Raw genomic sequence first — 14,102 nt, forward strand, 5'->3', positions numbered from 1 at the left:
GGGTGCCGTACCCGCCGTCCGTGCACACCCCGTACGGAGGCCGAGAAGCCGCGCCTTCGCGCGTACCCCCGTACGCCCGTCCCGGCAGGCGCCCGCGGCCGGACGGCGGCACACTCGCCACGTGAGCGATCCCGTGGCGCAGGCCCGGCCGGACACCCGGCCCAGGGGCGGCCCGGCGCGCCGTCTCGCACCACCCCTGGGCGCCCTCGCCGCGACCGCCGCCGCGTTCGCCTACGTCGGCGCCGTCGACCCGAACCGGCCCGGCCACTACCCCGTCTGCCCCCTGCTGCACCTGACCGGGCTCTACTGCCCGGCCTGCGGGGGCCTGCGCAGCGCGCACGCCGTCGCGCACGGTGACCTCACCGCCGCACTGGGCGCCAATGCGCTCGCGGTGGCCGGGTACGCCGCCTGCGCGGTCTTCTGGGTGCTCTGGCTGGGCCGGGCCGCCCGCGGCCGCCCCACGGCGGGCCCCCGGCCACGAGCCGTCCACTGGTGGGCGCTGGCCGCGCTGCTGCTGGCCTTCACGGTCGTCCGCAACCTCCCCTTCGGCAGCGGCCTGGCACCGTGACCGGCACCCGGGTCCGCCGCCCGCGCCCGCCGGCAAGTGTCCAGGTCGTGGGACCGCGGTCCACCGGATGCGAGACCTGCACCTCATGGCGGATACCATCAGAGAGCCGGACGGGACAGCTCGTCCCCCGGGGCACTGTCCCCCTCCACCGCTCCAGAAGGAGGCCGCTCGCGTGAGTGTGCTCGACGAGATCATCGACGGGGTCCGCGCCGACCTCGCTGAGCGGCAGGCGCGCGTCACCCTCGACGAGCTCAAGGAGCGGGCCCAGAAGGCACGCCCCGCGATGGACGGTGTCGCGGCACTCAAGGGCGAGAGCGTCACGGTGATCTGCGAGGTGAAGCGCTCCAGCCCCTCCAAGGGCGCGCTCGCCGCGATCGCCGACCCCGCCGGCCTGGCCGCCGACTACGAAGCGGGCGGCGCCGCGGTCATCTCCGTCCTCACCGAGCAGCGCAAGTTCGGCGGCTCGCTGGCCGACCTGGAGGCCGTCCGGGCCCGGGTCGACATCCCCCTGCTGCGCAAGGACTTCATCGTCACCGCCTACCAGCTGTGGGAGGCCCGCGCCTACGGCGCCGACCTCGCGCTGCTGATCGTCTCCGCGCTGGAGCAGGAGGCCCTGGTCTCGCTGATCGAGCGGGCCGAGTCGATCGGGCTGACGCCGCTGGTCGAGGTGCACGACGAGGAAGAGGTCGCCCGGGCGGTGGACGCCGGCGCGAAGATCATCGGCGTGAACGCCCGCAACCTCAAGACGCTGGAGGTCGACCGCGGCAACTTCGCCCGGATCGCCCCCGAGATCCCCGACCACATCGTCAAGATCGCCGAGTCCGGTGTCCGCGGACCGCACGACCTGATCGCGTACGCCAACGACGGCGCGGACGCGGTGCTGGTCGGCGAGTCGCTGGTCACCGGCAAGGACCCCAGGACCGCGGTCGCCGACCTGGTCGCCGCGGGCTCCCACCCGGCGATCCGCCACGGCCGGTCCTGAGGACGAGGCCCAGCACCCCGCCATGACCGCCAGCGCCTCCCGCCTCCGCCGACCCGCCCCGGGCCACCGCCCCGGGCCGGCCGGCGTGCTCGCCGCGGCCGCCGGCGACGGACGGCACGCGGCACTCGGCCGCGGCTGCCGGCCGCGTGGCTGCCGGGCGCCCGCGCGGCGGGTCCGCGGGCGGCGGGTCCGCTATCACATCGGCTCGGAGCCGGGACAGATCAACGGGCGCCGATGGCGCCCGGCTGCCGCACGCTGACCGGGGACCGGACGTCCCCGGCACCCGCGTGCGCGGCAGTCATCCCCGTAGCGTGATGTCCGGAATCCGAACCGACGGGGCGATTCGCCCCGATCGAGGAGTGCGTCAGATGTCCTCCGATTTCTTCCTTCCCGACCCCGAGGGCCGGGTCCCCACCCCCGAGGGCTACTTCGGTGCCTTCGGCGGCAAGTTCATCCCCGAGGCGCTGGTCGCGGCGGTCGACGAGGTCGCCGCCGAGTACGAGAAGGCCAAGGCGGACCCCGCCTTCGCGGTCGAACTCGACGACCTGCTGGTCAACTACACCGGGCGCCCCAGCGCGCTCACCGAGGTGCCGCGGTTCGCCGAACACGCGGGCGGGGCCCGGGTGTTCCTCAAGCGCGAGGACCTCAACCACACCGGCTCGCACAAGATCAACAACGTGCTGGGCCAGGCGCTGCTCACCAAGCGGATGGGCAAGACCCGGGTCATCGCCGAGACCGGCGCCGGCCAGCACGGCGTCGCCACCGCCACCGCCTGCGCCCTCTTCGGCCTCGAATGCACCATCTACATGGGCGAGATCGACACCCAGCGGCAGGCCCTCAACGTCGCCCGGATGCGGATGCTCGGCGCCGAGGTCATCGCCGTGAAGTCCGGCAGCCGCACCCTCAAGGACGCCATCAACGAGGCGTTCCGCGACTGGGTCGCCAACGTCGACCGCACCCACTACCTCTTCGGCACGGTCGCCGGCCCCCACCCCTTCCCGGCCCTGGTCCGCGACTTCCACCGCGTCATCGGCGTCGAGGCCCGCCGCCAGCTCCTGGAGCGCGCCGGGCGGCTGCCGGACGCCGCACTCGCCTGCGTCGGCGGCGGCTCCAACGCCATCGGCCTGTTCCACGCCTTCCTCCCCGACACCGGCGTCCGCCTGATCGGCTGCGAGCCCGGCGGCCACGGCGTCGAGACCGGCGAACACGCCGCCACCCTCACCGAGGGCACCCCCGGCATCCTGCACGGCTCCCGCAGTTACGTCCTCCAGGACGAGGACGGCCAGATCACCGAGCCGTACTCGATCTCGGCCGGCCTGGACTACCCCGGCATCGGACCCGAGCACGCCTACCTCAAGGACGTCGGCCGCGCCGAGTACCGCGCGGTCACCGACGACGCGGCGATGCAGGCGCTGCGGCTGCTGTCGCAGACCGAGGGCATCATCCCGGCGATCGAGAGCGCCCACGCGCTGGCCGGAGCCCTGGAGGTCGGTCGCGAGCTGGGCCCCGACGGCCTGCTGCTGATCAACCTCTCCGGGCGCGGCGACAAGGACATGGACACCGCCGCCCGCTACTTCGGGCTGTACGACGACGACGCCGCGCAAGGGAGAGGCGCCGACGTCAACGGCGCGGTCCAGCCGACCGGTGAGGGGGAGAAGTGATGGCGGGCAACATCGAACTGCTGAACTCCGTGCTGGCCCAGGCCCGCGCGGAGAACCGCGCCGCACTCGTCGGGTACCTCCCGGCCGGCTTCCCGACCGTCGACGGCGGCATCCGGGCGATGACCGAGATGCTGGACGGCGGCTGCGACATCGTCGAGGTCGGGCTGCCGCACAGCGACCCGGTCCTGGACGGGCCGGTCATCCAGACCGCCGACGACATCGCGCTGCGCGGCGGCCTGAAGATCGTCGACGTGATCCGCACGGTCCGCGAGGTGCACGCCGCCACCGGCGCGCCGGTGCTGTGCATGACGTACTGGAACCCCGTCGACGCGTACGGCGTCGAGCGGTTCGCCGCCGACCTGGCCGAGGCGGGCGGCGCCGGCTGCATCCTGCCCGACCTCCCGGTCGAGGAGTCCGAGGTGTGGCGCAAGGCCGCCGAGCAGCACGGGCTGGCCACCGTCTTCGTGGTCGCGCCCAGCAGCCGGGACGAGCGGCTCGCCAAGATCACCGCGGCCGGCAGCGGCTTCGTCTACGCCGCTTCCCTGATGGGCGTCACCGGCACCCGCGAGTCGGTCGGCCGCGAGGCCCAGGAGCTGGTGGCACGTACGCGCGCCACCACCGAGCTGCCGGTCTGCGTCGGCCTCGGCGTCTCCACCCCCGCCCAGGCCGCCGAGGTGGCCGCCTTCGCGGACGGCGTGATCGTCGGCTCGGCGTTCGTCAAGCGGCTGCTGGTCGCCGGCGACGACCTGACGGCCGGCCTCGCCGAGGTGCGCACCCTCGCGGGTGAGCTGGCCGAGGGCGTACGCAGCCGTTCATAGGGTTACGGGCCGGGCCGGCGTCCACGGCGGCCCGGACCCTGTCGCTCGATAGGGCGAACATCGGTGCGGAGGGGTGCGACGGCACCCCTCCGCTTCGTTGTGCAGGGGCGTGAGCCAGAAGAATCATGAGGGTAAGAAAACCGCCCGCGAGCGGCTTCAGGAGCAGCGCGAGAAGGAAAAGGCGCGCTCCCGGCGCCGCCGCCAGGCGGTCGTCGCCGGGTCGGTGGTCGCGGTGCTGGCGGTCGCCGGCGGCATCGCCGTCTGGGCCACCTCCGCCGGCGGCGGCCAGAGCAGTTCCGACAACGAAACGGCCCGCCCGAGGCAGGCCGCCGGCGGCACCAAGCCGTTCATCACGGTGGGCGCGCCCGGCGCCCCGTCCACCCTCACGGTGTGGGAGGACTTCCGCTGTCCCGCCTGCCAGCAGTTCGAGACCGGCTTCCGCCCGGTGATCCACGAACTGGAGGACTCCGGCAAGCTCAAGAGCGAGTACCACCTCGTGACGATCATCGACGGCAACTCCGGCGGCAAGGGATCGCTCACCGCCGCGAACGCCGCCCTGTGCGCCCAGGACGCCGGCCGGTTCCGCGATTTCCACGACGTCCTCTACGCCAATCAGCCGCCCGAGCCGCAGGACAAGTTCGCCGACCCCCAGTACGTCCTCCAGCTGGCCGGCAAGGTCAAGGGCCTGGTGACCCCCGCCTTCACCAAGTGCGTCAAGGACGGCACCTACAACGCCTTCGTCCGCAAGTCCGGTGACGCGTTCGCCAAGTCCGGCTACCGCGGCACCCCGACGGTCCTGCTCAACGGCCAGGACCTCGCCAAGGTGAAGGGCGGCCGGATGACGCCGGCGGACCTGAAGAAGATGGTCCTGGACGCCGCCAAGGGCAAGCAGCCCGGCAAGAGCGCTTCCCCCGGGGCGAGCGCCTCACCGGGCGGCGGCGCGAGCGCCTCGCCGAAGCCCGGCGCGGCCCACCACGGCGCTGCCTCCCCGCAGAACGGGGCGGGCCACCACGGCGGCGCGTCACCGCAGGCCGGGCCCGGTCACCACGGCGCGTCCTCCGCGCACCCGGGCGCGGGTCACCACGGCGGCGCGGTGCCCGGGACCGGTGCCTCCGTGCGGACCGGCGCCTCGCCGGCGTCCTAGCCACGCTGCGTCACCGCGTGCGGACGGGGTCGTTACGCAGCCGTTGCCGGGCGGGTTGTCGCCGACCCCGCCCGGCGCGGTAGCGTCGTTCCTGCCATGGACCTCGCATTCATTCCCAGCCCGTCGGTCGGCGTCGTACATCTCGGCCCGATCCCGCTGCGCGGCTACGCGTTCTGCATCATCATCGGCGTCTTCGTCGGCGTCTGGCTCGGCAACAAGCGCTGGATCCAGCGCGGTGGCCGCTCCGGCACGGTCGCGGACATCGCCGTATGGGCCGTGCCCTTCGGTCTGGTCGGCGGCCGTCTCTATCACGTCATCACGACGTACGAACCGTATTTCGGCAAGAACGGCCACCCGCTCGACGCCTTCAAGGTGTGGGAGGGCGGCCTCGGCATCTGGGGCGCGGTCGCGCTCGGCGCGGTGGGCGCCTGGATCGGCTGCCGCCGCCGCGGCATCCCGATGCCGGCCTACGCCGACGCGCTGGCACCGGGCCTGGCGCTCGGCCAGGCGATCGGCCGCTGGGGCAACTGGTTCAACCAGGAGCTGTACGGCAAGCCGACCGATGTCCCGTGGGCGCTGAAGATCAGCTCCGACCCGGCCATCGGCCGCATCGGCGGCACCTACCACCCGACCTTCCTCTACGAGTGCCTGTGGTGCATCGGCGTCGCGGCGCTGGTGATCTGGGCCGACAAGCGCTTCCGGCTCGGCCACGGACGGGCGTTCGCGCTGTACGTCGCCGCCTACTGCGCGGGCCGCGCCTGGATCGAGTACATGCGGGTCGACGAGGCGCACCACATCCTCGGCCTGCGGCTGAACGTGTGGACCGCGCTGATCGTCTTCGTGCTGGCCGTCGTCTACCTCGTGGTCTCCGCGAAGCGGGCGCCCGGGCGGGAAGAGGTCGTCGAGCCGGGCGCGCTGGAGGAGCGTGCGGCGGCCGAGGCCGCCGCCGCGGAGAGCGCCGCGAGCGACAGCGACGCCGCCACGGAGGCCGACGGTGCCGACGGCGGTGACGGTGCCGAGGCCCCGGCCGGCAAGGCGCCCGCCGCGAAGTCCGCGGCGGAGGCCGAGGCGGAGGACGGGCCCGAGGCGGTGGACGCGGCGGCCTCGTCTGCGGACGCCGACGCCAAGCCCGCCGGAAGCGGCAGCACCAAGAAGTCCTGAGACGGCCCACGGCCGCCACGAGCGCCGGGTGGACTCGACAGCGAGTCCGCCCGGCGCTCCGCCGTTTCCGCTCGCCGGCCGTTCAGTTCCGCCGCTCGGCCAGCGACAGCACCCGTCGCGCGCCCGCGACCACCGCCGCGTCCACGAACCGCCCGTCCGGCAGCGCCTGGGCGCCGCCCTCCGCGCCGGCGGCCCGGACGATCTCCGCCGCCGCCTCGACCTCCTCCGGCGAGGGCAGATGGGCCGCCTCGATCACCGGGAGCTGACGCGGATGGATGGCGGCCCGGCCCAGGAACCCCAGCGCCCGTCCCCGGGCGCAGGACCGGGCCAGCCCTTCCAGGTCCGCCACGTCCGGGTAGACCGACTGCGGCGGCGGGGCCAGCCCAGCCGCCCGGGCCGCGACCACCGTCCGGCTGCGCGGCCAGGCCAGCCCCGCCTCGTCCCGTACGCCCAGCTCGGTGGCCAGGTCGGCCTCGCCCAGGGCGATCCCGCGCAGCGCCGGGTGCGCGGTGGCGATCGCGAAGGCGTGCTCGATGCCCAGCGCGGATTCCAGCAGGGCGTAGAGCGCCGGGGTGGCGGGCAGCGCCGCGGGGGCCGGGGCGGCGGGGGTGAGGGTGGCGGTGGCGCTCCCCGGGGCGGCCGTCCGGGCGGTGCGGGCGGTGCGCGCGGTACGTGCGGCGCGGGCGGGGTGGGCGGTGCCGGTGGTGAGTGGTGCGACCGCGGCCGCGGGGGTGCGGGCCCGCCGCCCGGTGGCGAGCCGGCCGGTCAGGGCGGGGCCGGCGGCCGGCTGGGCGGCGGTGGTCGCCCAGGCGGCCGCCCGGTGGATGTCGGCCGGTCCCTGCACCTTGGGCAGCCGCAGCCCGGCCAGGCCCGGCAGGGCGGCCAGGGTGCGGATCTCGGTCTCGGCGAGCGGACCGTCCAGCGCGTTGACCCGGACGTGTACCGGTGCGGTCCCCGGCGCCGGATCGCTCAGCAGCTCGGCGGTGGCCCGCAGCGCGCGGTCCTTGCGGTCCGGGGCGACCGCGTCCTCCAGGTCGACGACCACCACGTCCGCCCCGCAGTGCAGTGCCTTGGCCACCACCTCGGGGCGGTCGCCCGGAACGTAGAGCCAGGTCAGCGGCGTAGGGGCGGAGGGCTCCCGGGGCGGTGGGGCCGGCCTCACAGCGCGCCCGCCCCGCGCAGCGCGGCGATCTCCGCCTCGCCCAGCCCGAGCCCGGCCAGCACCTCGTCGGTGTCCGCGCCGTGCGGGCGGCCGGCCCACCGGATGGCGCCCGGCGTCTCGGAGAGCCGGAAGAGGACGTTCTGCATCCGCAGGGTGCCCAGCTCCTCGTCGGGCACCTCGGTGATCGACCCCAGCGCCCGGTACTGCGGGTCCGCCAGCACATCGCGGATGTCGTAGACGGGCGCGACGGCCGCCTCGGCCTTCTCGAAGGCCGCCAGCACCTCGGCCCGGTCGCGCCGGGCGATCCAGTCGCCGACCGCCGCGTCCAGCTCGTCGGCGTGCCGGGCGCGGCCCGCACCGGTCCCGAACCAGGGCTCGTCGATCACCTCGGGGCGGCCGACCAGCCGCATCACCCGTTCGGCGACGGACTCGGCGGAGGTGGAGACCACTACCCAGGACCCGTCGGCGGTGCGGTAGGTGTTGCGGGGCGCGACGTTGGCGGAGCGGTTGCCGGTGCGCGGCTGGACGTGGCCGAGCTGGTCGTACCAGAGCGGCTGCGGGCCCAGCACGGTCAGCATCGGCTCGATCAGCGCCAGGTCGATGACCTGGCCGCGGCCGCCGGTGTCCCGGGCCCGCAGCGCGGCCATCACCGCGTATGCCGTGGTCAGCGCGGTGATCGCGTCGGCGAGACCGAACGGCGGCAGGGTCGGCGGGCCGTCCGGCTCGCCGGTGATGGCGGCGAATCCGCTCATCGCCTCGGCGAGCGTGCCGAAGCCGGGGCGCCGGGCGTACGGCCCGAACTGGCCGAAGCCGGTGACCCGGGCCAGCACCAGCCGCGGGTTGACGGCGGACAGCTCCGCCCAGCCCAGGCCCCATTTCTCCAGCGTGCCGGGCCGGAAGTTCTCGACGATGACGTCCGCGTCGGCCGCGAGCCGCAGCAGGACGTCCCGGCCGCCCGGGTGGGACAGGTCGAGCGTGAGGGCCTTCTTGTTGCGGCCCAGCAGCTTCCACCACAGCCCGATGCCGTCCTTGGCGGGTCCGTGGCCGCGCGAGGGGTCGGGCCGCCGCGGGTGCTCGACCTTGATCACCTCGGCGCCGAAGTCCCCGAGCAGGGTGGCGGCGAGCGGCCCGGCGAAGAGCGTGGCGAGGTCCAGCACCCGCAGCCCGGCGAGCGGGCCCCGGGGGTGGTCCGGTCCGGCGGCGGCCGGCTCGCCGTCGGCGGACCGGGACTTCCCGGACGAGGGCTTCCCGGACAGGGACGGGTCGGTCATGGTGCCGGGGCCTCCGGTCGGTCGGGGGTACGGACGACGAGTGCGGCGGTGCGCCGGGCGAGGGTGCCGAAGGCGTGTACGGCCTGCCCGCCGACGCTGCCGGTGAGCCGGCCGCGCAGCGGCGCGGTCCAGGATTCGGGCAGCGCGGCGGGCGAACCGGCGAGCAGCCCGGCCAGCGAACCGGCCGTCGCGCCGTTGGAGTCGGTGTCCCAACCGCCGGACACCGCACGGCAGATGGAGCCGGCGAAGTCGCCGTCGGCGTGGGTGAGCGCGGCGGCCAGCAGCGCGGCGTTCGGCACCGCGTGCACCCAGTGGTGGTGGCCGTGGACGGTGTGCAGCCGGTCGGCGACGGCCGCGAAGCCCTCCGCCGTACCGGTCGGCTCCTCCCGCGCGGCCGTGATACCCAGGCGGACAGCCCGGGCGAGCCGGGACCGCGGGGGGATCACGGCGAGCCCGGCCCGCAGCGCGCCGTGCACATCGGCCCGGCCGCCGGCCGCCTCGGCGAGCGCGGCGGCCGTGAACATCGCCGCGTACACCCCGTTCCCGGTGTGGCTGAGCACGGCGTCCCGCCACGCCTGCGCGGCGGCGCCCGCCGGGTCGCCGGGCCGGGTCCAGCCGTGCACGTCCGCCCGGATCTGCGCGCCGATCCACTCACGGAACGGGTTGCGGTGCCGTGCGGTGTGCGGCGGCTCGATGCCGTCCAGGAGGTTGCGGTACGCGACGCGTTCGGCGGTGAAGGTGCGTCCGGCCGGCAGCTCGTCCAGCCACAGCCGCGCGACGTCCGCGGTGGTGAAGCCGGGCCCGTGGCGTTCGAGGAGCAGCAGGCCCAGCAGCGGGTAGGTGAGGTCGTCGTCCTCGGGCATCCCGTCGATGTTCTCGGCGAGCGAGGTGGCGGCGCTGCGACGGTTCCAGGGGTATCGGGCGGCCACCTCGGGGTCGAGCCCGGCCCCGGTGAAGTACGAGGTCAGCGGCCAGTTCCCGGTCGAGCGGGCGAGCGTGCGGATCCCGTCGAGCGGCAGTTTCTCCACCGGCTTGCCCAGCAGGCAGCCGGCCGCCCGCCCCAGCCAGGCGGCCTCCAGCCGGGCCGCCGTACGGTCCTGGTCCGGCCGCGCCCCGGCGCGCCGAGGCAACGGCCCGGGCGCGCAGGCCCGCTGAATGCCCGTCAGGTCGGTCGGTTCGTCGACCGTCAACGGGCTCGGCAGCAGGGCGAGTTCATCGAGGAGCGTCGTCGCGAGCCGGCGCAGCGACGGGCCGGCGGGCCCGGGGGAGGCGCCCGACCGGTCCGGTGCCGGGGGCCCGCCCGCCGCCTGCCAGCGGCGCGCGATCCCGGCGGCGTCCCGGCCGTCCTCCGCGGCCTGCCGCAGCTCGTGCCCGAGCAGGTCCTCGGGCTGCACCCAGGTCACCCGGAGCGGCGGACCGGTCGCGGCGGGCGCCGTCCGGGCGGTGCCCGCAGCCGTGGTCGTCACCGTGCGCCCGCCTCCGTCATCGCGGGGATCGCCGAGATGGCGGTGAACGCCTGCTCGTGGGTGCGGGCCCGGGCCCGGTCGCGGGTGAAGATCTCCCGGGCGACGGTGGCCAGTGCGGCGCCGGGGGCCTGCAGGTCGAGCCGGCTGGCGCGGGCGACCTCGCGGCTCCACTCGTCCGGCACCGCCGAGGCGCCGCGCAGCGCGCCGGCCAGCGCACCGCTCATCGTGGCGATCGAGTCGCAGTCCCGGCCGTAGTTGACCGAGCCGAGGACGGTGGTCCGGTAGTCGCCGCGGCCGACCAGCAACATGCCCAGGGCGATGGGGAGTTCCTCGACGGAGTGCAGCCGGGAGGGGCGGCGGGCGCCGAGTGACGGGTTGCGGTAGTCCGGTCCGACGGTGTCGAACGGGGCGACCGCCGCCCGCAGCGCCACGCCCGCCGAAGCGGGGTCGTCGACCGCGGCCGCGGCCTCGCAGACCGCCTCGATCGCGGCGCGGGTGCCGTCCTTGGCCAGCCGCAGCGCCTGCACGACGACCGAGGACGGGGTGGCCTCGGGCACGAAGGCGGCGGCCACCGCCGCGGCGAACACCCCGGCGGCCTCCCGCCCGTACGAGGACTGGTGGGCGCCGGCGATGTCCAGCGCCTCGGCGTAGGCCCGGTCGGGATTGCCGGCGTTGACCACGCCGACCGGCGCCATGTACATCGCCGCACCGCAGTTGACGATGTTTCCGACGCCGGCCTCGCGCGGGTCGGCGTGGCCGTAGTGCAGCCGCGCCACGATCCACTTCTCGGCGAGGAAGATCCGTTGCAGCGGCAGCGCCTCGGCCTCCAGCTCCGGGATCCAGCGCGGGGTGCCGATGAGGTCCGGCACGAGGTGGTCGGCGATGTCGTAGGCGTCGAGGTGGTCGCGCACCGACTCGTAGACCCGGACCAGCGCATGGGTCATGAGGGTGTCGTCGGTGACGTGCCCGTCGCCCTTGTGGTACGGGGCGAGCGGCCGGGCGGTGCGCCAGTCGTCGTGGAACGGGCCGACGATGCCCTCGACCGGGCCGCCGTGGCGCTTGACGATCTCCTCCGGTGTGCGGCCCTCGACGGGCCCGCCGAGCGCGTCGCCGACGGCCGCGCCGACCAGCGCGCCGACCGCCCGGTCCTCCAGGGACGGCGTGACGGGCGTACCGGGCGGGGCGGGCCTGACCGCATCGGGCGTGCGGGGCGTACCCGACGGCGTGACGGGCGTACCGGGCGGGCCGCTGGTGACGGGGGTGACGGTCGGTTTCAGGGTGGTGACCGGCAGGACCTGGGTGGCCTGGGGGTCGGGGACGCCCGGCACGCCGGGTGTCCGCTCGCTGGTGTACGTCATGTCCGGATGAGTCCTTCCACGGAGGGCACGGTGGGGGAGTGGTACGGGCCCGGGCGGGCCTCGGCGACGGTGTCCGGCGGGGTCTGCGGAGCGGTCAGCTCGGTGCGGGCGAGCAGCCCGGCCAGCTCGACGAGGTCCGTGCCGGCCAGCCGCGGCAGCGCACAGCCGGAGAGCACCCGGCAGGCGTTGCGCCAGGTGCGCGGAAGGGCGGTGCTGCCGCCGAGCGCGCCGGTCAGCGCCCCGGCGAGGGCGGGCGCGGAGTCGGCGACCCGGGAGAGGCAGGCGGCGGCCGGTACCGCCTCGGTGACCTGCCCGTCGGTGGCCAGGGCGAGGGCCAGCGCCACGGGCACGGTCTCGGCGGCGGCGATGCCGTAGCTGTAGACGTGGTCGACGATCTCGTGCTCCAGCACGGGCACCAGCGCGAAGCCGTGGCCGTGCCCGTGGTGCCCGCACCGGCCGGGGCGGTCGGCGGCGACGGCCTCGGCCAGCCGCACCGCGTGCAGCGCGTTGCGGCGGATCTCGGTTCCCTCGGGCAGCTGGCCGAGGGCGGCGTCCACGCAGTCGGCGGCCGGCCGGCCGCCCAGCGCGGCGGCGACCGCCGCGGCCATCGCCCGGGCGCCGTGCACCCCGTCGCCGTCCTGGGTGTAGCGCGCGTCGTACTCCGCCAGGTCGGCGGCGGCGGCCGGCTCGCCCGGGTGCACCACGGCGAGGACGGCGGCCCGCACGCAGGCCGCGTCGTCGAAGAAGTGCGGGTTGTCGTGGCCGGTGGCGGGCGGCCGCAGCCCGGCGGCGAGGTTGCCGAGCCCGGCCCGTACGGAGATCCGGGCGCGCAGCGGCAGCACCGCGGACTCCACCTCGGGCGCCCGGTCGGCGGCCGCGGCGACCTCGTTGGCCAGCGCGTTCCAGGCAAGGTCGAGCGCGGCCCGCATCCGGCGGTCCCGCCCCAGATCGCTGAGCAGCGCGTCGGCGGCGGTGAGCACCGACTCCGCGGTGAAGGCCGCCCACTCGGCGTCGTCGGACGGGCCGAGGCGCAGCGGCTCCGGCGGCTGGTTGAGCGCGATCGGCACCGGCAGCGTGGTGGTGGCGTTCTGCTCGGCGAAGGTGTCCAGCTCGCGGGTGAGCCGGCGGGTCCATTCCGGCATCCGCGCGGCCCGGTGCCGCGCCGCGGGCCAGCCCGCGGCGTCCCCGGCGGCCAGCCCCAGCAGCAGCCCCTCGATGCGGCACCGGGCGCCGGCCGCCTCGACGGGGCGTGCCGGGGCCGGGCCGGGAGCCTGCCACGGGCCGGGCCGGCCGCTCATCCGGCCCTCACCCCGGCCGGGGCGCCGGTCCCGGCGTCCGTCCCGTACGCGGCCCACGGCCCGGCCGCGGGGCCCGGTGCGGCGGCCGTGCCGCCCGGCGCCAGCAGGTCGGCGATGTCCAGGACGTGGTAGCCGGCCATCGACGGCAGACAGCTGCCGCGCGCCGGGCCGATGGCGGCGGTCCAGGTCTCCGGGAGGGCGGCGGCGCCGCACAGCGCCCCGGCCAGTGCGCCGGCCACCGCCGCCGTGGTGTCGGCGTCGCGGCCCATGTTGACCGCCGTCAGCACCGACCCGGCGAAGTCGCCGTGGGCCGCCGCGAACGCCCCGAAGGCCAGTCCGACGGCCTCCGGCGCCAGGTCGGTCCACGGGTAGCCGCCGACCACGACGGCGGACCGCACGGCGCGCTCGGTGCCCAGCCGGGTGATGCCCGGATCGTGCCGGCAGCGCTGGGCGGCGCTGATCGCGCGGCGCAGCGAGCGGGCGGTCCAGGAGTCCTCCGGTACGACCGACAGGGCGGCGGCGATCACCGTGTCGGTGATGGAGGTCCCCCCTGGGCGGGGGCCGGCCGAAGGTCCCTGGGGGAGGGCGACCATCGCGGCGGCGACCCCCGCGGCCACCGCCCGGCCGCCGTAGATCCCCTCGCCGTCATGGCTGACCGTGCCGTCGATGGCGACCAGCCGGGCCGCCTCGGTGGGGCGTCCGGCGGCGAACACCCCGAACGGCGCGGCGCGCATCGCCAGCCCGTCGCTCCAGGCGTGCCGGTGCTGGGCGGAGATCGGGGCGGCCAGCCCGCGGCGCAGGTTCTCCAGGGTGCCGCGCTCGCTGAAGCCCGCGCCGCGGAACGGCCCCTCGTCGCGGTCGGCGATCCACCGGTGCCAGGCCGCCTCGACGTGCGCGACGGTCAGTGCCGACCCGTGCGCGGCCAGCAGCAGCCCCGAGAAGATGGCGTACTCGGTGTCGTCGGTACCGGCCGGATCGTCCTCGACGTAGCCCTCGATGCGGCCCCACCGCTGCCGGATCTGCGAGGGCTTCATGTTCTCCGCGGGCGCGCCGAGCGCGTCCCCGACGGCGAGTCCCAGCAGCGCGCCGCGGGCCCGGTCGCGGACGTCGCCGGCGGCGCCGGGAGAGCCCGGCTGCGGGGGCTCGGGGTGCGCTGCGCTCATGCTGCTATCCGTGCCACGCGGCGGCCCGGCTCTCCTCTCCCGCGCGGCCG

General features: G+C 76.1%; 13 protein-coding genes. 7 read left to right on the forward strand and 6 right to left on the reverse strand.

Annotated elements, in window-relative coordinates:
• Window positions 1–121: 121 nt before the first annotated feature.
• The 7 genes from OO62_RS22795 (at window position 122) to lgt (ending at window position 6,334) form a co-directional block, all read left to right on the forward strand.
• Complete coding sequence (locus OO62_RS22795) at window positions 122–568, forward strand: DUF2752 domain-containing protein (protein WP_033269401.1); 447 nt, start codon at window positions 122–124, stop codon at window positions 566–568.
• 172 nt (window positions 569–740) lie between these two features.
• Window positions 741–1,550, forward strand: a complete 810-nt coding sequence (trpC, locus tag OO62_RS22800) for an indole-3-glycerol phosphate synthase TrpC (RefSeq protein ID WP_033269402.1) — start codon at window positions 741–743, stop codon at window positions 1,548–1,550.
• Window positions 1,551–1,572: 22 nt separating this feature from the next.
• Window positions 1,573–1,809 carry a tryptophan biosynthesis modulator TrpM gene (gene trpM / locus OO62_RS40830; RefSeq protein WP_033269403.1) on the forward strand — a complete coding sequence of 79 codons (237 nt, stop codon included), beginning with the start codon at window positions 1,573–1,575 and terminating at the stop codon, window positions 1,807–1,809.
• A gap of 109 nt (window positions 1,810–1,918) precedes the next feature.
• Window positions 1,919–3,211: a tryptophan synthase subunit beta gene (gene trpB, locus OO62_RS22810; protein WP_033269404.1), complete on the forward strand. Its 1,293-nt coding sequence runs from the start codon at window positions 1,919–1,921 to the stop codon at window positions 3,209–3,211.
• The gene (trpA, locus tag OO62_RS22815; RefSeq protein WP_033269405.1) at window positions 3,211–4,029 is read left to right on the forward strand and encodes a tryptophan synthase subunit alpha; all 819 of its coding nucleotides are present in this window, start codon (window positions 3,211–3,213) and stop codon (window positions 4,027–4,029) included. Before trpB ends, trpA begins: the two co-directional genes overlap by 1 nt.
• Window positions 4,030–4,138: 109 nt before the next feature.
• On the forward strand, window positions 4,139–5,173 hold the full coding sequence (locus tag OO62_RS22820) for a DsbA family protein (protein ID WP_033269406.1): 1,035 nt from the start codon (window positions 4,139–4,141) through the stop codon (window positions 5,171–5,173).
• 96 nt (window positions 5,174–5,269) lie between these two features.
• Entirely contained in the window at window positions 5,270–6,334 is a 1,065-nt protein-coding gene (gene lgt / locus OO62_RS22825) for a prolipoprotein diacylglyceryl transferase (protein ID WP_033269407.1), read from the forward strand.
• A gap of 82 nt (window positions 6,335–6,416) precedes the next feature.
• Here the strand turns inward: lgt and OO62_RS22830 are convergent, their stop codons facing one another.
• Genes OO62_RS22830 through OO62_RS22855 form a run of 6 tightly spaced genes read right to left on the reverse strand, consistent with a single transcriptional unit; the run spans window position 6,417 to window position 14,052 of the window.
• Window positions 6,417–7,496 carry an HpcH/HpaI aldolase/citrate lyase family protein gene (locus OO62_RS22830; RefSeq protein WP_033269408.1) on the reverse strand — a complete coding sequence of 360 codons (1,080 nt, stop codon included), beginning with the start codon at window positions 7,494–7,496 and terminating at the stop codon, window positions 6,417–6,419.
• Complete coding sequence (locus OO62_RS22835; RefSeq protein WP_033269409.1) at window positions 7,493–8,767, reverse strand: CaiB/BaiF CoA transferase family protein; 1,275 nt, start codon at window positions 8,765–8,767, stop codon at window positions 7,493–7,495. The genes OO62_RS22830 and OO62_RS22835 overlap by 4 nt, the downstream gene beginning before the upstream one ends.
• A complete protein-coding gene (locus tag OO62_RS22840) occupies window positions 8,764–10,233 on the reverse strand; it encodes an ADP-ribosylglycohydrolase family protein (protein WP_051733528.1) in 1,470 nt (489 codons plus the stop codon). The genes OO62_RS22835 and OO62_RS22840 overlap by 4 nt, the downstream gene beginning before the upstream one ends.
• Window positions 10,230–11,591 carry an ADP-ribosylglycohydrolase family protein gene (locus OO62_RS22845; protein ID WP_033269410.1) on the reverse strand — a complete coding sequence of 454 codons (1,362 nt, stop codon included), beginning with the start codon at window positions 11,589–11,591 and terminating at the stop codon, window positions 10,230–10,232. The genes OO62_RS22840 and OO62_RS22845 overlap by 4 nt, the downstream gene beginning before the upstream one ends.
• Window positions 11,588–12,889, reverse strand: a complete 1,302-nt coding sequence (locus tag OO62_RS22850) for an ADP-ribosylglycohydrolase family protein (protein WP_033269440.1) — start codon at window positions 12,887–12,889, stop codon at window positions 11,588–11,590. Before OO62_RS22850 ends, OO62_RS22845 begins: the two co-directional genes overlap by 4 nt.
• Window positions 12,886–14,052 carry an ADP-ribosylglycohydrolase family protein gene (locus OO62_RS22855; RefSeq protein WP_033269411.1) on the reverse strand — a complete coding sequence of 389 codons (1,167 nt, stop codon included), beginning with the start codon at window positions 14,050–14,052 and terminating at the stop codon, window positions 12,886–12,888. The genes OO62_RS22850 and OO62_RS22855 overlap by 4 nt, the downstream gene beginning before the upstream one ends.
• Window positions 14,053–14,102 lie beyond the last annotated feature (50 nt).

The sequence above is a fragment of the Streptomyces lydicus genome (assembly GCF_000717345.1).
GTDB classification, from domain to species: domain Bacteria; phylum Actinomycetota; class Actinomycetes; order Streptomycetales; family Streptomycetaceae; genus Streptomyces; species Streptomyces lydicus.

What these genes read in the sequence shown, in the direction of transcription:
- trpM (WP_033269403.1), top strand. Translation starts at nt 1,573, where the DNA reads ATGACCGCCAGCGCCTCCCGCCTCCGCCGACCCGCCCCGGGCCACCGC.
- trpB (WP_033269404.1), top strand. Translation starts at nt 1,919, where the DNA reads ATGTCCTCCGATTTCTTCCTTCCCGACCCCGAGGGCCGGGTCCCCACC.
- trpA (WP_033269405.1), top strand. Translation starts at nt 3,211, where the DNA reads ATGGCGGGCAACATCGAACTGCTGAACTCCGTGCTGGCCCAGGCCCGC.
- lgt (WP_033269407.1), top strand. Translation starts at nt 5,270, where the DNA reads ATGGACCTCGCATTCATTCCCAGCCCGTCGGTCGGCGTCGTACATCTC.
- OO62_RS22835 (WP_033269409.1), bottom strand. Translation starts at nt 8,767, where the DNA reads ATGACCGACCCGTCCCTGTCCGGGAAGCCCTCGTCCGGGAAGTCCCGG.
- OO62_RS22845 (WP_033269410.1), bottom strand. Translation starts at nt 11,591, where the DNA reads ATGACGTACACCAGCGAGCGGACACCCGGCGTGCCGGGCGTCCCCGAC.
- OO62_RS22850 (WP_033269440.1), bottom strand. Translation starts at nt 12,889, where the DNA reads ATGAGCGGCCGGCCCGGCCCGTGGCAGGCTCCCGGCCCGGCCCCGGCA.
- OO62_RS22855 (WP_033269411.1), bottom strand. Translation starts at nt 14,052, where the DNA reads ATGAGCGCAGCGCACCCCGAGCCCCCGCAGCCGGGCTCTCCCGGCGCC.